The organism is Corynebacterium sp. NML 120412 (assembly GCF_002285155.1).
GTDB classification, from domain to species: Bacteria; Actinomycetota; Actinomycetes; order Mycobacteriales; family Mycobacteriaceae; genus Corynebacterium; species Corynebacterium gottingense.
The window spans coordinates 1-19,235 of record NZ_NSGL01000006.1 but is presented as its reverse complement, the minus strand read 5'-3'; the positions used below and the strand labels follow the sequence as shown (position 1 = coordinate 19,235).

The window sequence follows — 19,235 nt, the reverse complement described above, 5'->3', positions numbered from 1 at the left end:
GGAGACGTGGCAGAGCGGCCGAATGCACCGGTCTTGAAAACCGGCGAGGGTCACACCTCCAGGGGTTCAAATCCCCTCGTCTCCGCCAAATGTTTTACAGGGCGTCCAGCACGTCGATGAAGCGCTGGGCCGCCGCCTGCGGGTCCGCCCACTTGTCTAGGCCGAAGAGGCCGATGCGGAAGGTGGAGAAGCCGTCGCCTTCGCCAATCTGCAGCGGCACGCCAGACGCAATCTGCAGGCCCTTGGGCTTAAACGCGGCGCCGGACTGCTGCTCCGGGTTCTGCGCGTAGAGCACGACCACGCCGTTGGACTCGAAGCCGTCCGCGGCCACGGAGCGGAACCCGCGCTGGTAAGCGGCCTCGCGCACGAGGCGGCCGAGCGTTTCCTGGTGCTGCGCCAGTACGCCCAGTCCCACCTCGGCGGATTCGCGCATGATCTCCAGGTTGTGCAGGATCGTGTCCGTGGGCAGGGTGGAGTGGTAGCCGGCCTTACCGTCGCGGTAGCCGTCGAAGATGCCCAGCCATTTCTTCAGGTCCAGGGTGAATGAAGTGGATTCGCTGGCCAGCACCGCCTCGCGGCCCTTCGGCGAGAGCAGGACGTAGCCCGTCGACGGCGAGCCCGACCACGACTTTTGCGGCGCCGAGACCAGTACGTCGATGCCCTGGGACTCCATGTTGGGGAAGGAGGCGCCCGCAGCGATGCAGTCCAGCACGAACAGCGCGCCGTTGTCCTTGGCAATCTCGCCTAGGCCCGCGATGTAGTCGTCCGGCAGGGTCAGCCCCGCCGCGGTCTCGGTGTGGGCGGTCACGATGACGTCGGGCTGGTGCTTCTCGACGATTCCCCGCACCTCCTCCAGCGCCGGCGGCGCGAATGAGGGCTGCGACTCCTGGCTGGTCGGCTGCGCGTTGAGCACGCGGACGGAGTCCGGGTCCGTGATCTGGCCGGACTCGATGATCTGGCTCCAGCGGTACGTAAAGAGGCCGGAGCGCAGGATGAGCACCTTCTTGCCCGTGAACAGTTGTCGCGCCACCGCCTCCATCGCGGCGGTGCCGCCGCCGGGGATGAGTGCGGCGGAGTCTGCGCCGTAGGTGGAGGTCAGCAGCGTGAGCATCTCCTGCGTAGCGGAGATGAACTTCTGCGACATGTGGTTCAGGGAGCGGTCGGTGAAGACAACCGAGTATTCGAGCAGGCCGTCAGCGTCGATGTCGGGGCGAGGAAGTTGAGTCATGCCCCACAGCGTAGCTGGAAGTGTGTCGTGGGATACCCGTTTTGGGTTTAGGTCTCCGGGAAAAGCTCCGGGGTGGTGTGGAACTGGATCCGGTCCGCGCCGAGCAAGTCTTTGGCGCGCTTTACGGTCGCGCGGTCCGCACCGGCGATGACGACGACGTCCTTCAGCGTGAGCGCGGCGGAGGGGGCAACGGAGACGTCGCCCGGGTGGCGCGGGTCCACGTCCGCAAGATCCGCGCCCGCGATCTCACCGAGCGGGACGCCGAGGAGGACGGTGGAAGTGGAGAGGCGCTCGGGGGTGGCGTGTTTGGGGGAGAGGAACAAGGGAGCGTCGATAAGCATCTGCTCCGAAACGGCGTCGATGTCCGTGACGGCCCAGACAATCCAGTCGGAGCGGTTGGCGGCGGCGGGGCCGAGGTCACCGCGGGTGGCGACGCCGGCGAGAAGGTCCGAGTTGAGTTTCATGCGCACCACTATACGGATTGGCGGCGCGGTTAGGCAGCGCATTTGGTTGTGTGGCTGCGTGTGGGTAGGATGGGCAAAGGCCTGGAGACGTGCCAGAGCGGCCGAATGGGGCTCCCTGCTAAGGAGTTGCCCTCTTTGCGGAGGGCCGCAGGTTCAAATCCTGTCGTCTCCGCCACCGCGCCCGTAGCTCAACGGATAGAGCATCTGACTACGGATCAGAAGGTTGGGGGTTCGAATCCCTCCGGGCGCACCAAGAAAACCCCAGCTCAGCGAGCTGGGGTTTCGTGCTTTCCGTTCCTAGTCGGTCTTCACCACCGGTGCGACCGTGGAGGTCGTGGACGGGGTTTCGCCGGAGCCGGAGGAACCGACGGTGATGTCCACATCGCGGACGCTCGGGACGCAGGTGCGTGCGCCGACGATGGCGAGGACGGCGGTAGCCAGGCCGATCACGCCAGCACCGGCGGCGGTGAGTGCCTCGGGCTGGACGCCGAAGTTACGTGCAGCGTCATTGAGCGTGCGGGTCAGCTGGGCGCCGACCGACTCGAGGCCGGGCACCGTCAGTTGGGTTGCCAGCGCGAGCGGGATGATCGCCAGGATCGGCACCGCCAGGCCGGCGAGGGTCGCCGCGCAGCGCGGGTCGGAGGAGCCGCCCTCGACGCCCACGTTTGCGCCAACCTCCGGGCCCTCGCCCTCCTGGCCGAACGCGGAGGAGCCGCCGCCGGAAGACGCCGGAATGCCGTCCACCTTGCCGTTGTCCGTGACCTTCACATCGGGGTTGCCGTTGTCCGTGACATTGACGTCCGCCTTGGCATTGTCGGTGACCTTCACGTCCGCCTTGGCGTTGTCGGAGATCTTGACGTCTGGGTTGCCGTTGTTGTTGGCGTTGTCCTTGATCTCTGCCTTGGCGTTGTCTGTGACCTTGACGTCGATGGTGGCCTTGGCGTTGTCCTTGATGTCTGCCTTGGCGTTGTCGGAGATTTTCACGTCCGGGTTGCCGTTGTTGGACAGGTTGTCGCGCGGGTTGGCGTTGTCCGTGATGACCACGGTCGCCTTGGCGTTGTCCTTGATGTCCGCCTTGGCGTTGTCGGAGATTTTCACGTCCGGGTTGCCGTTGTTGGACAGGTTGTCGTGCGGGTTGGCGTTGTCCGTGATCACCACGGTCGCCTTGGCGTTGTCGGAAATCTTCACGTCCGGGTTGCCATTGTTGGACAGGTTGTCCTTGATCTCAACGGTTGCCTTCGCGTTGTCCGTGATCACCGGGTTGCCGTTGTTGGACAGGTTGTCCTTGATCTCGGCCTTGGCGTTGTCCGTGATCACCGGGTTGCCGTTGTTGGACAGGTTGTCCTTGATCTCGGCCTTGGCGTTGTCCGTGATCACCGGGTTGCCGTTATTGGCCAGGTTGTCCTTGATCTCAGCCTTCGCGTTGTCCGTGATGACCACGCTCGGGTTGCCGTTGTTGGACGCGATGTTGATGTTTACACCGCCGCCCTTGCCGTCCCCGGAGCCAGAGCCGGAGCCCGTGCCAGAGCCCGAGCCGCCACCGGTCAGGCCGCCGAGCAGCCCGCCACCGGTTGCGCCGCCAACGATGCCGCCGAGGATCTTGCCAAGCACATCACCGGCGATGCCGGCGACCTCGCCACTCGAGGTCTGCGGGTTGGACGCGTTGATCTTCAGCGTGCGTTTCACGGTAGTGGTGCCGTCGGAGAACTCGACCGGCAGGTCTTGCGTGCCCGCAACGAAGTTGCTCGGCGCGGTGATCAGGATCTTTCCGTCCTTGGTGGACACGCCCCACAACGGCTTGCCTGTACCCTTCTTCACGGTCACGCCCTCGGGCAGTGTGATCTCGTCGACGGTCTTGGAAAGTTTGCCCTCAAAGTCCACGTCGTAGGGGCTGCCCAAGTCCGGTAGGTCCGCCACCCACACCGCATCGTTTTTGGACACGTTGACCTTGAGCGTCACGTTCTGCTGCTCCTCGCCCGGCAGCATCACCTTCGCGGGGATGCTCTGCAGTCCGTCCCTGAACGCGACGTCGCTCTGCGGGCGGGTCAGCTTAACGGAGCCGTCGTCGTTTGCAGCCAGCTTCCAGTTGAACAGTGTCGCTGCCGCGGCCTCGATTGTCGAGCCCTCCGGCAGCACAAGACCCTGGACGGTCGCGGGCTCATTGCCGACAAAGTTCGCGTCGTATTCCTTCTCCCAATCCACGGCGCTGTCCGGAACGCTCGTGGAGGAGGTCGCAGTCGTTTCGGTGGTCGTGGTGTCCTGCGCGTAGCCGTTCGGCACGACGATGGATGGCGCGGTCAGCGCGAGGGACAGGGCGCTCGCGGCGACGAGCGCGCGGCGGCGCGGAGTGTGGGCCATGGAGGTTCCTTTACGGTTGGGTGGGCACGTGCGTGCCCTGAGCTGGCAAGAGTTGGACAGAGTTGCAAGTACCTTAATATTTCTAGCACCTTACTGCCTGCGCGTATAGCGTTCCGTACATTCGCGTCGACCTTCTACATACATTCGGGGGCTATTGCTTATCGACGCCCCACCGCCTCTCACGCCCCATCAATCCCCCATTCACCTGGCGTTTTGGCGCTTTGCGAGCAACGGTGTAACGTATCTCTTCGTTGTCAGAGAGAATCTGACAGGACGCGCCCGTAGCTCAACGGATAGAGCATCTGACTACGGATCAGAAGGTTGGGGGTTCGAATCCCTCCGGGCGCACAAGTTGGAACCCCGCTCCGGCGGGGTTTTCTTCTACCCGGTCAGGCGGGTGGAAACGCGGGGTGTTAAAGGGCGAGGGCACGCACTTATGCAGGTCAAGACTCAGTAAATATTGCATGAGTGAATCTTAAGTGTATCCTTAGGCGTAAAAGTTGGCATACGCCTGTCTACGGCATTATTGTCAATAGAGATTAAATGGAGAGTTTTCCCAGCTCTCGTAAAGGCCTCAAGTACTTACTCACGTATTGGAGAGAACTATGCGCGGAAACAACAAGTCTGCACGCGGGCTGTTTTCCGGAATGAAAAGGACCGTGATCGCTTCGGCGACCGCGTTATCGCTAGCGGTTGGCGGAATGGCCGTGCCGAACCTCGGTGGTTCGCTGCCCGTGGCTTCCGCTGCGGCCTTTGACGAGACTTCGCCGAATGTGAGTGGTGAGACGTATCGATCGGTAAACGGGGTCACCCCGTTGGCCAAGGGGTGGTCCGCAGAGGGTATTGCGAATGCTCCCCGTGCTCTTCAAGATTTTAAGAATCAGAACGTAAAGGGCAACTACATCACCGCGGTTAGCGCCCATAAGAAAAATATTGATTTTGATACTGTCGAATTGATCTGGCCTAAGAATAAGGAAGGCGGCCGCGACAAATCCGACGCAAATAAGTTCCGCCCGGGCGAAGAGTATTACATCTGGACGCAGCGAGTGGGCCAGAACGGACTTGAGGTTCTGGACAACAGGGTGGAAAAGGTCCGCGCCGGCGGTACTGAGACGCAGCCAGTCTTTACGCTACAGAAACCAATGCACCTGGCTGCAGATATTGACCGACCAACAACTCTTGTTATCTACGGGCCTGGGATGACGGGGCCTATCGCCAATAGCGGCGATTTCGCTGAGATTAAGTTTGGCTATGCGCCTAAGCAAGAGGGCTCAGTCAACGGCACTGTCAAGCAGAAGAACGGCGACGTTGTTTCTGATGCGGAGATTTCCGTCGACGGTGAGAGTGTTGGCACGACGGATGCGAACGGGTCGTTTAGTGTCGATAAGCTGCCTGCTGGTGAGCACAAAATTACGGTCGGGGAGACCGATTTTACGGAGGCGCTGACGAAGACTGTGACCGTGACGGCGGGCCAGCCGATCAACGAACCGTTCACCGTCAACGCGAAGACCGGCACCGTTTCGGGTTCGGTGACCGCGCCGAAGAGCTTTACCGATACCGCAACAGTTGAGCTCCTGGACCAGGACGGTAACCCGGTCGGGCAGCCGCAGACTGTTGGTCGCGGGAAGTTTGATTTCGAGTTCAGTGACGTGCCGGTGGGCGAGTACTCCGTGCAGGTCTCCACGCAGGTTGACGGGTTTTACGGCGAAAAGCAGGGCCCATTCAATCTTGGGCACAACGCGAACGAAACGCGTGACCTGACCATCAGGGCGAATGCCGCTACGATTCGCGGCAAGGTCGTCGATGAAAACGGAAACACTGTTAATGATGCGACAGTGAAGCTTCGCGGGACCAACCATGAAGACACCACTGGCAGCGACGGCCTGTTCACGCTGTCGGGAATCACCGATCTCGACACTACGAGCGGCGAGTACACGCTTGAGGTCGGTCAAACTGAGAAGACCGAAGCGGCTACGAAGACGGTCACCGTGAACGTCGGTAAGCCGACGAACGCCGGAGAGATTCAGGTCGAACTGCGTAAGGGCTCGGTCTCTGGCCGAGTCACCAATGAGGCTGGGGAAGCCGTCGACAATGCGACGGTACGCCTTGCCGGTGCTGGTCAGGAAGAGAAAGTCACGTCTACAGACGCTGATGGTAACTACGCCTTCGGCGACGTAACTCCGGGTAAATACGACGTACGCGTCGAAAAGACGGCGAAGAACGGGGAGGGCGGTGCCAGCGCTGTGGTGAGCCCGAACCAGGATGTCGAAGCAAACGTTGTGGTCTCGCGGAACAAGGGGTCCGTCTCCGGCACTGCAAAGTACGAAGGCACCAACGAAACTGCCTCTGACATCCCAGTTGTGCTGTACCGGGGTGCTGATGTAGTGAAGCGCACCACCACTGGTGCGGACGGTACCTTCAATCTCTCTGGCCTGGACGCGGGAGATTATGACATTGAGTTCGAAGCAACTGAGTCCACGAAGAGCACGGGTAGGGGTCACCTGACCGTTCCCGCAGGCGGCGGAAAGAACGTCAATGCGACTATTCCGTACAAGCCAGCGACGATTAGTGGTCAGGTTAATTTGGACGGCCTTCCCCTTGATGGCGTCGAGGTGACTGTCGAAGGTAACGGCGAAACTTTCACGACGGAGACCGATACTCGAGGTTTCTACAATTTGCCGGATCTGAAACACGGCGACTACACAGCCTCGATCGCGGGGAACAATACCTACGAAGGTATTACCGTCGGTCCGGAGTACGCAGGCCCGGGCAAGACGCTTGATTTGAACCTCAGCGCGGTTTCCCTGCCTGGCACTATCACCGGCACGGTTGTTGATGACGCGGGTAAGCCAGTTGAAGGCGCCGAGGTTTCCGCGGGTGGCAAGAAAGCCACGACGGACGGCGACGGCAAGTACACCATCCCCGGCGTTGTCCCTGGCGAGAAGACCGTGACCGTCACCGACGGCGACAACTTCACTGGTAACTCCACCGACGTCACCGTGAATCCGAATGAAACCACCACGGCAAAAGACATCACGGTGACCCGAGCAAACGGCTCCATTGTGGGCAAGATTGTCGACGACGCCGGTAACCCCGTCTCCCCGGATAACGTCACTGTGACGCGACCGGATGGAACGAGAGTCCCCGTATCGGTGGTAAACGGCGAGTTCGAGCTCAAGGATCAGAAGCCGGGTCAGTACAAGATCCAGGTCGGTAAGACGAAACTGACGAAGCCGTACACCGAAGAAAAGGTGAATGTAGAACCGAACAAGACGGCTACGCCCACGATCACGGTTGAGCGGTTTAACCCGGGGTACACGGTCACCGTGCTCAATGACCTCGGCGAACCCGTGGAAAATGCCGAGGTAATCCTTTCTCGCGACGGCCGGGAGCTCGAGCGCAAGCCGGCAGACGCGAATGGCAATGTTGATTTCCCGAACCAGGCCCCCGGAGTCGGCTACTCTGTCGCCGTTGTCCCAGGCGAGGACTATGTAAACGTCAAGGACAACAATCTGCCCGACCTGGTGGAGGACGCCAACGTCACCTGGAAGATCAGCGTGGCACCGCAGCCCGGGTCCGTTACCGGCACGATCACCGATGACGCGGGTAACCCGGTCACGGGAGCAACCGTTGTCATCGACGGTGAGCGTCGCGCCAAGGACGCGCCTGACGCCGAATTCAAGACCTCGACCACGACTGGCCAGGACGGTACCTACAAGTTCGCAAGCGTTCCCGCAGGTGAGTTCAGCGTTTCGGTGGTGCCTACCAACGCACGCAGCGGCGAACCCAAGGAAGTCACGGTGCGCCCCAACCGTCCGTCGACCGCAGACATTCAGCTCACCCGGGCGCCGGGCAACCTCGAGGGTGTAGTCACCAACGATGCTGGCGAATCTGTCAACGACGCTAAGGTGATCCTCAAGGACGCCGACGGCAACGAGGTGGCCACCGCACAGACGGACGCCAACGGCAAGTACCAGTTCAACGAGCAGAAGGCTGGCTCGTACACGGTTACCGTGGAGGCGGGTACCGCTCACGAGGCAAACTCCGTGGACGCGACCATTACCCCTGCGAAGACTGAAGTTGCTGATGTCCAGGTCAAGCGCACCAACGGCTGGGCCGAGGGCACTGTAGTGGACGAAACCGGTGCACCGGTTGAAGGCGCAACCGTCACTATTGACGGCGCTGACACCTACACCACCGACGCGGACGGCAAGTTCACCACGGACAAGTTGAACCCGGGCCCGCACGAGGCGACCGTTGCAAAGACTGATGAGCACGGCGGTTACGTCAGGGGCTTCGAAGTTAACCCAGGTGTGAAGACCGACGTCGCCCTGACGGTGAACCGTGCGACGGACACCGTCAATGGCTTCGTGAAGGATGACAGCGGCAAGCCGATCGAGGATGTGGACGTTGTGATCCAACGCGGCGGGCAGACCGTCGACACCGTCAAGGCCGATAGCGATGGCCTGTTCTCCATGGACTCCGTGACGCCGGGCGACTACACCGCGGTTGTTGCGGGCACCGACGAATACAAGGAAGGCAAGACTGCCTTCACCGTTGTCGCCGGTACCCACACCGACCCGGTTGAGATCGAGGTGCAGCGTAACCCTGGTTCGGTCGATGGCTCCGTGAAGGACTCCACTGGTCAGCCGCTGGAAAACATCAGTCTGATGCTGACCCGCGGCGATGAAGAGCGCAACGCGGCAACCGCAAAGAACGGCTCCTTCAACTTCGATGGTGTTCCTGCAGGTCAGTGGACACTCAGCGTCGACGCACCGAAGACCTACAAGAAGGTCTCCAACATCGTGGTGGACGTCCCGGCGAACGGGAAGGTCACTAAGGACATCACGTTGACGTCGACAATCGGCTCCGTGCACGGCGTGGTCACGGGCGCGAAGAACGCGCCGATTGAGGGCGCGACCGTGACCATCACGGACGTTGAGAACGGCGCAAGCTACGAATCCACCACCGACAAGGACGGTAATTACTCGCGCGGCGACCTGTCTGTTGGCCAGTACCGCATCGAGGTCCGTGCGGCGAACTACGACTCGCCCGAGGCGCAGGTAGTGGACGTCACGCCGAGCGCGAACGTACAGAAGGACTTCCAGCTGGAGAAGACGCCGGACGCCCCGCAGACGGGTACCGTCAAGGGCTCCGTGCGTGACACCGACGGCAACGCAATTGACGGCGAGGTCGCTGTCGTGCTGGAGAACGTGGACACCGGCGACGTCATCCCGGCAACGGTTGACGCCAACGGCGACTACACCGCGGCTGACGTGCCGGCCGGTAACTACAGGGCAAAGGCGAGCGCGAACGGGTACCGCCCGACCAGCGCGCCGACCGTGACCGTCAACGTTGGCAAGACCAGCTCGGTCCAGGCGATCGAGATGGCGAAGGTCGCCGCCAAGGACGCCAAGGTGTCCGGCAAGGTCACCAACACGGCCGGCGACCCGATCGAGGGCGCTGTCGTGGAGATGGTTGATGACAACGACCCGGAGAAGTTCGTGGTGTTTGTCACCAACGAGAAGGGCGAGTTCTCCGGTGAGGCTGCCCTGGGCGCCTACACCGCGACCGTGTCCAAGGACGACGGCAACTACGTGGCCAAGAGCGGCCTGAAGTGGGACGTTACCGACGCCGACGGTCACTCCTTCAACGTCGTGCTCGACTCCAAGCCGAGCGATCACCCGAACAACACGGGTAACTTCGAGGGCGGCGTACGTGACCAGGAGGGCAAGCCCGTCCCGGGCACCACGGCCACGGTCCGTCACCCGGACGGTTCCACCTCGGAGCTGGAGATTGACCCCACGACCGGTGACTTCACGTCGGACGACCTGGAGCCGGGCGACTACGTTGTCGTTGTGGATCCCGCCGACGGCCACCGCACCCCGCGCTACACCGAGGTGACGGTCAAGGACGGCGAGAAGGTGACGGTGCCGCGCATCATCACCCCGACGACCAAGAAACCGATCAAGGTGGACAAGGGCGAGCCCGGCACCATCAACGGCTGGCTCGTTGATGACCTGAACGAGCAGATCCCGGGTGCCAAGGTCATTGTGAAGGGCAAGGGCACGGATGCCGACGGCAACCCGACCGAGACCTTCCCGGCGGTGACCGTGGACAAGGACGGCCACTTCACCACCGACAAGCTGCCGGCCGGCGACTACGAGGTTGACCTCGAGCTGCCGGAGGGCTGGACCAAGCCGAAGGATTGGCCGAAGACGGTCAAGGTCACCGACGACAAGCCGGCGCACCAGGGCATTGTCAACGTCAAGGCACCGCGCTCTGAGATCAAGGGCCAGGTTGTCGACGGCGACGGCAAGCCGATCGACGGCGTGCTGGTCACAGTCACCGACTCCCACGGCGACACCAAGGAAGTTCCGGTGGACAAGAACGGCAATTACACCATGGATGTGGTGCCGGGCGACGCCATCGTGGAAATCTTCACGCCGGACGGCGTGCAGAAGGTCGACCCGATGTACATCCCGGTCCGCCCGGGCAAGGACGTCGAGCTGCCGAGGGTCAACCTGACCAAGAAGGTACTGAAGCTGGAGAAGCGCGTGCGCGGCTATGACGCCAACACGCCTGACGACGCTCCGGGCCTGCCCAACGACGAGGACCTCATCTACGGCTTCATCGTCACCAACGAGTCTGACGTGACGGTCCACGATATTGAGATCGAGGACCCGTTCGCGCAGGGTGCCATCAAGGCACCGAAGGGCTGGGACGGCACCCTGAAGCCGGGCGAGTACAAGGTGTTCTCCGCGGTCATGGCACCGCCGGTGGACAAGGGCGCGTTTGCCAACATCGCGGTCGCGCGCGGTAAGGACGACCAGGATAAGATGGTCGCCTCCACGCCGAACGAGGCCTACGTGAAGTTCATGGACATGAACATGCAGAAGAAGGTCAACGCCCGCTTTGCTACCAACGCGGACGACCCGGTCCACATGGCTGCGGACGAAGACCTCTACTTCACCTACGAGGTGGTCAACACCGGTTCCATCCGTATGGAGAACGTGACCGTGAACGACACCATCTACGAAGGTGACGAGGAGAGCTTCGACCCGAAGCACCCGGGCAAGGGCACGCCGATGGAGATCATCCCGCCGAAGGGCTTCAACGGCACCCTGATGCCGGGCGAGCGCGTCGTGTTCAAGGGCGTGCTGCCTCCGCTGGCCAAGGGCAAGCGCCACCACAACGCGGCAGAAGCCGCGGGCCAGGCCCCCGAGCCGCCGAAGCGCGCGAAGCCTGTCGACGGCGAGCCGGACTACGGCGAGGACGTCTCCGGTCTCCTGGTGATCACGCCGAAGGAGAACGTGGAGGGCAACGCCCACATCGTGGTCGAGGAAGGCGCAGCACTGCCGGCCGTGACCAACGTTGATGGCAACATTTGGGTTGACATGAACGAGGACGGCAAGCGCGATGCCAAGGACACCAACTTCGGTGGCATGGACATCACGCTGCACTCCCTCGACGGTCTGCCGGACGTGAAGACCACCAGCGACAGTGACGGCACGTTCAACTTCGCCGCCGCGCCTGCTGGCAAGTACACGTTGCAGATGCGCAACCCGGGCGGTGTCGTGCTCGCCGACCCGCTGGACCCGGACAAGAACGAGAACGGCATCGGCGCCGCGCTGGAGTCGAAGGAGTTCGAGATCACCGGCGACGAGGAGAAGATGGACGTTGACGTCCGACTCCTCGACCGCCCGATCGAGTACACCGAGACGACCACCCCGGCACCCGAGCCGAAGGGCAGCTCGCTGGGTAAGTGCCTGGCGGACACCTCCTCGGTCTCCAACCCGGCCACCTGGCTGATCCCGATCGGCATCCTGATCGCGGCCATGGGCGGTGCGGCGGTCCTGTTCGAGGACGAGTTCAACGCAGCAGCGGCGCAGTTCAACCAGGCCATGCCGAGCCTGAACATCCAGCGCCCGGAGTGGATGAACGAGATCTCCCGCCAGCTGGCGCAGATCGACCCGGCCGTCCCGGCGGGCGTCCTCGCGGCAGGCATCATCGGCCTGGGCGCGCTCGCGCTCGGCCTGACCTACGCCTCCTGCCAGTCCGGCGGAGAGATGGGCAGCAGCAGCACGGGTGACGCGAAGGGCTCCTCCTCCAAGAAGGAAGAGAAGACCCTCACCACGGCCGCTGAGCCGACCAAGGTCAACGCCTAACGCCAGGCACCACTGAGGCGAAAGCCCGTCGCGGAAACGCGGCGGGCTTTACGCTTATATACAGCTAAGAAACTGAGCGGCGCTGCGTATTGAGAACGCCTGCCAACACGGATACATTAGTAATGGTTTTTGGGCTGAGTGCGCCCGCAATAACGCTGAGAGGTACCACATGATTTTGAAGAAGCACACCGGCAAACTGAGCTGCGTCGCGCTCGCGGCAGCGGTCGCGGGCACGGTTGCCCTCACGCCCGTCGCGAGTGCGCAGGACCCGTCGCTCGCTGCGGGTCTGGCAGACCTCGCCTCGAAGGCGAACGAGGCGCTCCCCTCCGTGCAGGAAGCACCTGCCGGCACGGGCTCCTACCAGGCGCACTTCACCTCCGGCGGCTGGGCCTACACCGCACTCGCACTCAACCCGTTCAATGACCGGGTTTACGCGGTGTCGAAAGCCGAGCAGGGCAAGCCGGCCAACCACCTCCTGCGTATCCACCCCGTCACCGGTGAGGTGCTCGACATGGGGCCTTTGGCGCTTGACGACGCCACGTCGACCCCCACCATCACCTCCGCCGCCTTCACCCGCGCCGGTGACCTCGTGCTCAACACCGGCGACGCCATCCACACCCTGGACCTCTCACAGGATGCGGCAGGCAGCCCCCACGAAGGCGCCCTCACCTTTGATTTCCACGCACTGGAGCAGCGCGGCGAGACCGACGCGAAAGCACCGCACGCGTGGGGCTCCCTCGGGGGCGACGCAGATGCCAACACCCTCTACGCCGTGTCTACGGGCAAGGACCCCAAGACGAAGAAGGAGGTCCCCTTCCTGTGGACGCTCGACGTGCGCGAGGCCACCGTCAGCGCCGAGCCGCTCGCCGTGGCGAAGGGCGTCGACGCTGCCAAGGTGGGCGACCTGAACTACGCCTACACCAACCGCGCCGGCAACCTGGTCTTCGCGGACGACAAGGCCTCCACCGTCGAGGTGAAGGACGCGGCAACCAAGCCGCTGCTCATCGCCGCGACCACCGAGGGCACCCGCGTCACCGACAACTTCCTCAACCTGGCCAGCCTGCGCGCCGGCGCCTGGTACAAGCCGGTGACGGAACCGCAGAAGCCGCCCGCCGAGCCGGCGGCACCCCGCGTCGCTACCGGTACCCCCACCGAGCCGACCGTGAAGGCCACCGAGCAGGCATCCCCGAGCGCGAAGAAGCCCGCTCCGGCGCCGACCCCGGCCGTGCCTACGGAGGTGGCGGAAGTGACGGAGCCGAGTTCGTCGGTAAGCACTCAAGCCCCGGCGCCCACCGCGGCCGAGGCGCGCGACGTGCTGGTGACCGTGATGGACGAGAACGCGCACGCGGTGGATGACTACGAGGTGATTGTGGACGAGGACCCCTCGATCTACGCCAAGACTGACCGCGAGGGCCAGGCGCGCCTGTCGCTGCCCGAGGGCATGGGCGACGTGAAGGTCGCGGCTGGCGACGAACTATTCCCTGTCGCTGCTGGCGACACCTCGCTGCGCGTGCAGTTCAACGCGGGCGAGTCAGATGGGACCGCGACTGACACCACCTCGAAGACCGCCCCGGTGACCACGACCGAGGGCGACGAGAGCCAGACCAGCACAACCACGACGACCGAGGATGCCGACCTCGAAGCGGCGAAGGTGAAGCTCACGCTGCTGGACGAGGACGACAAGCCGGTGAAGCGCGTGCGGCTGGTGTCTCAGAACGGCAAGAGGCTCGGGACTACGAACAGCAAGGGTGACGTGACCATCACGATTCCGGCTGGTGAAGAGTTCCTGAACGTCAAGATGAACGAGAAGGACGTGCCGAAGGGTTACGAGAACTCCTACTTCGCCGTCGACCGTGAGATGGACGGCGAGGAGATCCTGCTGACCAAGGACTCCAACTCTGCTGACGGCAAGTACCCGGAGAAGAACGCGCGCATCTCGGTCGTGGACGAGAACGACAACCCGGTGGAGAGCGCCGTCCTGGTGTCGGGCGAGTCGATCCTCGGCGTCACCAATGCCAACGGCGTGGCCGACGTGGTGATCCCGTCCGGCGACGAGCGCTACGTGCGCATCACCTTGGACGAGGTCCCGGACGGTTACAGCAACAAGGAGCTCGTGTTCAGCCGCGAAAACAACTCCGGCGAGATCGTGCTGAAGAAGAAGGGAAGCACCACCTCCACCAAGTCCAAGCCGAAAGAGATCCTGGAGGTCATGGATGAGGTGAAGCCGCTGCTGGCCGGCATCCTCGGACCGGTGGGCGCCGCGGCCGGCGCGCTGGGTGGCGGCAAGGCCGGAAGCAAGACGACGGGCACCAAGTCCACCTCCACTTCCACCACCGGTACCTCCACGGAGAGCACCAGCTACTCCCGCGCGAACCTCACCGGCGGCGTGTCCACCGGGCGCACCACCAGCGTGGAGCAGAAGCAGTCCGTGGTGAAGCGCACGTTGAGCAACAAGAAGTCCGGCTCCTCCAAGGACGATTCGGACGAGACCACCAAGTCCTCCAGCCGCGACGGCGATCTGGCGGAGACCGGTACGCCGATGACCACCGTTATCACCCTCGGCCTTCTGCTGCTCCTGGCCGGTGGCGCCTACATGTACATGGGCCGTCGCCGCGAGGGCGAGTAGCACCGGACGCAAACGAGAACCCCCAGTCTGGGGGTTCTTCGTGTCTCAGGGCAGTGCTAGAACACCTCGACGCGCCCGCCCAGGGACTCGATCTGCTGGAGCTGGCGCACCCACCCCGGCGCACCCGGGTGCAGGCGCATGACGGGCCGCGAGGAGATCTTCACCGGGGAGACGGACTCGCGGCGGGCGCCGGAGCGGGCGCTCATCCGGGTGTAGGCGCGGTGGCCGGACTCGGCCAGCTGCTTCATCGACGGCGTGGCGCCGGCGAGGTCGGCGCGTGCGGTGTGGAGGACCTCGATGTACTCGTCAAGCACGCGGACCAGGGATTCCGCGTTCGTCTCGCACATGTTGCGCACCAGGACCGGGTCGGTGCCCGCCACGCGCGTGCCGCCCTTGTAGGAACCGGCGGCCAGCGACTGCGCGAGGGTCCCGCCCTTGTCGCCCACCAGGGCGAGCGCCTCCGCGAGCACGTGCGGCAGGTGGGACACTCGGGCGACCGCCTCGTCGTGCGGGTTCACCCGCACCGGCACTGCCTCGGCGCCGGCGGCGGCCGCCAGCTTGCACACCTGGGCGAACAGCTGCGACCAGCACTCCGGCACGCGGTCCACTTCCAGGGCGTAGTCGTAGGTGACCACCCAGGCGGCGCGGGAGAACAGGCCCTCCTGGGACGCCACCCAGCCGGAGTGCTCGGTGCCCGCCATGGGGTGGCCGCCCACGTAGCGCTCGCCCATCCCGCGCGCGAGGACGAGGTCGTACACCGGCTTCTTCACCGAGACGACGTCCGTAAAGCCGCAGCTCGGGGCGTATTGGCCGATGGCGTCCAGCACGTCGGCTACTGCCTCGAAGGGGACGGCAATGACGATGAGGGCGTCGTCGCGCTGGGCGCGCTGGAGGACGTCGATAAGCGAATTGGTTGCGTCGAACCCGTCGCGCTGCGCGGCGCGGGTGCCATTGCGGGAGTGGGTGTAGCCGTAGGCGGTGTGTCCCTGGGCTACGAGGTCGCGGAGGAGGGAGCCGCCGATGAGCCCGAGGCCGACGATGCAGACGGGCTTGAGGCGGGTGCTGGGGATCCGGGATGCGTCGCTGAGATTCACGCCCCTCATTCTAATGACAACGGCCCGCCGTGCCGACTACTGTGGGCGAACATGAGCGAGGATTACACGGGCGGCTGGGCCGTGACGGTGGCGCAGCACAACGGGGTGTGGAATGTCCGTGGGTACGCGGATGATTTTGGGGACATGGGGGCGTCGATAAGCGCGGTGCGCGCGCTGCGCAACGAGGGGCCGGCGTTTGCGATGCTCAACGTCGAGGACGATTACCTGGTGGTCGTGCGGCCCGGGCCGGTGCGTGCGCGGGTGCTGCTGTCGGACGCGACGATGGCCGTGGATGACGAGTTCGCGGAGTCCGTGCTCGCGGAGGCGGGGATCGACGCGCCCGACATCGACCCCGATGAGCTGGACATGGTCGACGCGTGGGGCGACGGCGACTTTGACATCTTTGCGGACCTTGGGGTTTCCAGCGAGCAGATCAGTGTGCTTATCGACGAAGACGCGGACCCCGAAGACCTCGCCTTCATGCTCGCCGACGAGCTCGGCTTCGGCGACGAGCCCGCGGACGCGCTCGGGGCGGCCCCTTATACCCATCACGATGTGGATAAGAGACAGCCCTGGTTCGGCCGATGGCCCCGTGAAGGACTCCCCTGGTCAGCCGCTGGAAAACATCAGTCTGATGCTGACCCGCGGCGATGAAGAGCGCAACGCGGCGCGAGGCGCTGGACCTGGCGCGCACGACCCCGGCCGGCGACGTGCCCGTCGGCGCGCTCGTCTTTGATGCGGCGGGGCGCGTCGTGGGCAGGGGAGTCAACCGCAGGGAGGCGGACGGCGACCCGACCGCGCACGCCGAGGTGGAGGCGATCCGCGCCGCCGCCCGTGAGCTGGGCACGTGGCGCCTGGACGGCTGCGAGTTGGTGGTCACGCTGGAGCCGTGCACGATGTGCGCCGGCGCCATCCTCGGCGCACGCGTCGCCTCCCTGGTCTTCGGTGCGTGGGAGCCCAAGACCGGGGCGGTGGGCTCGCTTTTCGACGCCCTCCGCGACCCCCACCACCTCCACACCGTCGAGGTGCGCGCGGGGGTGCTGGCGGAGGAAAACGCGGCGCTGCTGGGGACGTTCTTCCGGGACCTTCGGTAAGCTGGGCAGCGTTAGCAACAGACTCGACCGAAAAGGAGACCGTCATGGGTTTTGAGGACAAGGCAGACCAGCTCAAGGGCAAGGCCAAGGAGGCAGCCGGCGAGGTTACGGACAACGAAAGCCTGGAGAACGAGGGCAAGGCCGACCAGCTCAAGGGCGGCGTGCGCGAGAAGCTCGAGGACGCTGGCGACGCAGTGAAGGACAAGTTCAACGAGGTCGCTGGCAAGGTCCAGGACCGCGTCGACGGCGAGAAGTAAGCCGCGGGCGGATTTGGTCTCCGGCGCACCCTACCGTTATTCTGTTTCACGGTAGCGTGGCAGAGCGGCCGAATGCACGCCTTGAAAGCCGGCGAGGGTCACACCTCCAGGGGTTCAAATCCCCCCGCTTCCGCCAAAGAAAAGTGGCGCATCCCCGGATGTTGGGGGTGCGCCACTTTTTGCGTTCGTACTTGTTTGAGCCTCTAGACTTCAATCTAGAGGCTAACTATATTGGCCTTACAGCGGTTCCATATCTATAGACTATGCGAAGTTTCCATAGCCAGAAATTGTGCTCACCCATAAGAACGCTGATACGACGAAAAACGCGGCGAATGTGAAGGCAAAAGCACGCCATGATCGGTCGCTAAGCCGATCCTTTTTCAACATGTAGACAGACATGGCTAATACGCCCAACACCACCAATGAAGGTAGAGGTAGCCCATAGAAAACGAAAGGTATTGGAAGCCATGTGGACAGGAGCACTCCGCCATAAAGGGTTGCGAAGCCCAAGACAATTCCAAAAAGCACTTCCGGAATGATCGTTCTTTCTTTCACAACAAATTCCTTACCAATCAGTTTATCTTGATCAGACCACCGTTCTTAGCCTGCGCATGACATTCATTGATGGCGCCTGAAGCGTCCTGGGTTTAGTTCCTACCTCTGCTAAGGAAGGATTGGCACTATACCCAGAGAGTATTCTGCCGAGCTCAAAGAGATGGCGGTCCATTGCCACTACCTGTACAAACAAAAGAGCCTGTTTGACGAGATCCCCGTGACGAGATCCTTGCGGTTTGGGCCTGCGGATGTTTTGTTGGAGTGCCCCGTGGGCTTGTGTGTTGTTGTTTAGACTCCAAGTGCTTGGCGGTGTTCGGCGATGGTGGCATAGCCGTTGCCTAGCGTCGACTTCAGCCTGGTGTGGGTGTAGAAGTCGATGTAGTTGTCAATATAGTCTCGCATTTGTGCCACCGTCATCTTTTTGGTGGCGGGTCTGCCTTTGAGCAGTTCTTGTTTCATCGTGCCGAAGAACCCCTCGGTGCGCGCGTTATCACCACTTGTGCCTTTCCGTGACAGTGACGGGATGTATCGCCACCGCCTCTGGCACCATTCCCCTGTGGCGCATGCCTTGCACCCGGTGATGTTGTGGGCGTGGTCGGTAATCAGGTTGACCCAGCGTGTGCTGCGGTAGAGCCCTCCACGATCCGAGTGCAGGATCGGTTGCGCATCAGCAGGTTTTACCGCGTCGATCCGTTCAATCATCCCGGCAACCAGCTCATGGTTTGGCGTTTGTGACATGGTCACAGCAATGGGCATCCCGTCGAAGAAGTCGATGGCTGCTGACAAGTAGAGCCTGCCGTCACTGCAGCGGATTTCGCTGACATCGGTACCAATTTTCTGCCAAGGTTGATCCGCGTGAAAATCATGGGTCAACCCCTTACTGTGCGCATACCGGGTGAAATACTGCGAGTGCGCCACCTCAGGGCGGGCAAGGGTATGTGTCTCATTAGCAGGGCGCCGTCATTGCCAACGAGCAGCAGGTTTGCCGGGCGGTGCGCGGTCTCGCCGGTGTATGAGGAGTACTTCGTGGATGCTTTTGCTGGTGGGTGGCAGCCGAGTGTGTCCATCAGCTCACGCACAATTTTTTCCGATATGCGATGCCCACCGCGAACAAGCCACGCGTGGATGCGCCGGTAGCCGTAGCTTTGCCCGCACTCATCGACTGCCTGGCGGATGAGTACTTTGTACTTGTCGCGGCGTGCCTTGCGTTTTGCCACACTGCGTTGGTGTTTGCCCTGGTGGTGATAAAACGTTGACTGCGCGATCCCGGCAAGCGCGCATGCTTTGGCGATACTGATGTGGTGGGTGTCCGTAAGGGCGCAGACCACAGCAGCTTTCGCAGCTATAGACAATGCACCATCACGGACGAGGGCTTTTCCCGATGCATCACC

General features: G+C 63.0%; 12 protein-coding genes and 4 tRNA genes. 9 read left to right on the top strand and 7 right to left on the bottom strand.

Annotated features, from left to right (window positions below):
• Window positions 1–88 (top strand) — tRNA-Ser (locus tag CKJ84_RS10335).
• Window positions 89–94: 6 nt separating this feature from the next.
• Here CKJ84_RS10335 and CKJ84_RS10330 read toward each other — a convergent pair.
• Together CKJ84_RS10330 and CKJ84_RS10325 are read right to left on the bottom strand one after the other, a co-directional pair.
• Complete coding sequence (locus CKJ84_RS10330) at window positions 95–1,228, bottom strand: aminotransferase class V-fold PLP-dependent enzyme (protein WP_095546883.1); 1,134 nt, start codon at window positions 1,226–1,228, stop codon at window positions 95–97.
• 47 nt (window positions 1,229–1,275) lie between these two features.
• Window positions 1,276–1,692 (bottom strand): hypothetical protein, encoded by a 417-nt coding sequence (locus tag CKJ84_RS10325; protein ID WP_095535890.1) that lies wholly within the window; start codon window positions 1,690–1,692, stop codon window positions 1,276–1,278.
• Window positions 1,693–1,775: 83 nt separating this feature from the next.
• Here CKJ84_RS10325 and CKJ84_RS10320 point away from each other — a divergent pair.
• Window positions 1,776–1,867, top strand: a tRNA-Ser gene (locus CKJ84_RS10320).
• A gap of 2 nt (window positions 1,868–1,869) precedes the next feature.
• Window positions 1,870–1,945, top strand: a tRNA-Arg gene (locus tag CKJ84_RS10315).
• Window positions 1,946–1,989: 44 nt separating this feature from the next.
• Here CKJ84_RS10315 and CKJ84_RS10310 read toward each other — a convergent pair.
• Complete coding sequence (locus CKJ84_RS10310; RefSeq protein WP_095546882.1) at window positions 1,990–4,050, bottom strand: hypothetical protein; 2,061 nt, start codon at window positions 4,048–4,050, stop codon at window positions 1,990–1,992.
• A gap of 275 nt (window positions 4,051–4,325) precedes the next feature.
• Between CKJ84_RS10310 and CKJ84_RS10305 the strand changes: the two genes are divergently transcribed.
• The 3 genes from CKJ84_RS10305 to CKJ84_RS10295 all read left to right on the top strand — a co-directional run bounded on the left by CKJ84_RS10305 (window position 4,326) and on the right by CKJ84_RS10295 (window position 14,844).
• Window positions 4,326–4,398, top strand: a tRNA-Arg gene (locus CKJ84_RS10305).
• 605 nt (window positions 4,399–5,003) lie between these two features.
• Window positions 5,004–12,218: a carboxypeptidase regulatory-like domain-containing protein gene (locus CKJ84_RS10300; RefSeq protein WP_158221699.1), complete on the top strand. Its 7,215-nt coding sequence runs from the start codon at window positions 5,004–5,006 to the stop codon at window positions 12,216–12,218.
• Window positions 12,219–12,387: 169 nt separating this feature from the next.
• Complete coding sequence (locus CKJ84_RS10295) at window positions 12,388–14,844, top strand: LPXTG cell wall anchor domain-containing protein (RefSeq protein WP_095546880.1); 2,457 nt, start codon at window positions 12,388–12,390, stop codon at window positions 14,842–14,844.
• Window positions 14,845–14,900: 56 nt separating this feature from the next.
• On the opposite strand, the gene CKJ84_RS10290 is transcribed toward CKJ84_RS10295, so the two are convergent.
• The gene (locus CKJ84_RS10290) at window positions 14,901–15,947 is read right to left on the bottom strand and encodes a prephenate dehydrogenase (protein WP_095546879.1); all 1,047 of its coding nucleotides are present in this window, start codon (window positions 15,945–15,947) and stop codon (window positions 14,901–14,903) included.
• Window positions 15,948–15,989: 42 nt separating this feature from the next.
• On the opposite strand from CKJ84_RS10290, the gene CKJ84_RS10285 reads away from it, so the two are divergent.
• Genes CKJ84_RS10285 through CKJ84_RS10275 form a run of 3 tightly spaced genes read left to right on the top strand, consistent with a single transcriptional unit; the run spans window position 15,990 to window position 17,289 of the window.
• Entirely contained in the window at window positions 15,990–16,592 is a 603-nt protein-coding gene (locus CKJ84_RS10285; protein WP_095546878.1) for a tRNA adenosine deaminase-associated protein, read from the top strand.
• Complete coding sequence (locus CKJ84_RS10280) at window positions 16,589–17,032, top strand: nucleoside deaminase (RefSeq protein WP_095546877.1); 444 nt, start codon at window positions 16,589–16,591, stop codon at window positions 17,030–17,032. Before CKJ84_RS10285 ends, CKJ84_RS10280 begins: the two co-directional genes overlap by 4 nt.
• A gap of 44 nt (window positions 17,033–17,076) precedes the next feature.
• Window positions 17,077–17,289 (top strand): CsbD family protein, encoded by a 213-nt coding sequence (locus tag CKJ84_RS10275; RefSeq protein ID WP_095275245.1) that lies wholly within the window; start codon window positions 17,077–17,079, stop codon window positions 17,287–17,289.
• A gap of 261 nt (window positions 17,290–17,550) precedes the next feature.
• On the opposite strand, the gene CKJ84_RS12105 is transcribed toward CKJ84_RS10275, so the two are convergent.
• The 3 genes from CKJ84_RS12105 to CKJ84_RS10260 form a co-directional block, all read right to left on the bottom strand.
• A complete protein-coding gene (locus CKJ84_RS12105) occupies window positions 17,551–17,844 on the bottom strand; it encodes a hypothetical protein (protein ID WP_109561210.1) in 294 nt (97 codons plus the stop codon).
• Between the two features lie 288 nt (window positions 17,845–18,132).
• Complete coding sequence (locus CKJ84_RS10265) at window positions 18,133–18,717, bottom strand: DDE-type integrase/transposase/recombinase (RefSeq protein ID WP_158221698.1); 585 nt, start codon at window positions 18,715–18,717, stop codon at window positions 18,133–18,135.
• The coding region (locus tag CKJ84_RS10260; protein WP_143340363.1) for an IS3 family transposase at window positions 18,714–19,235 on the bottom strand (522 nt) is incomplete at its 5' end. The genes CKJ84_RS10260 and CKJ84_RS10265, both read right to left, overlap by 4 nt.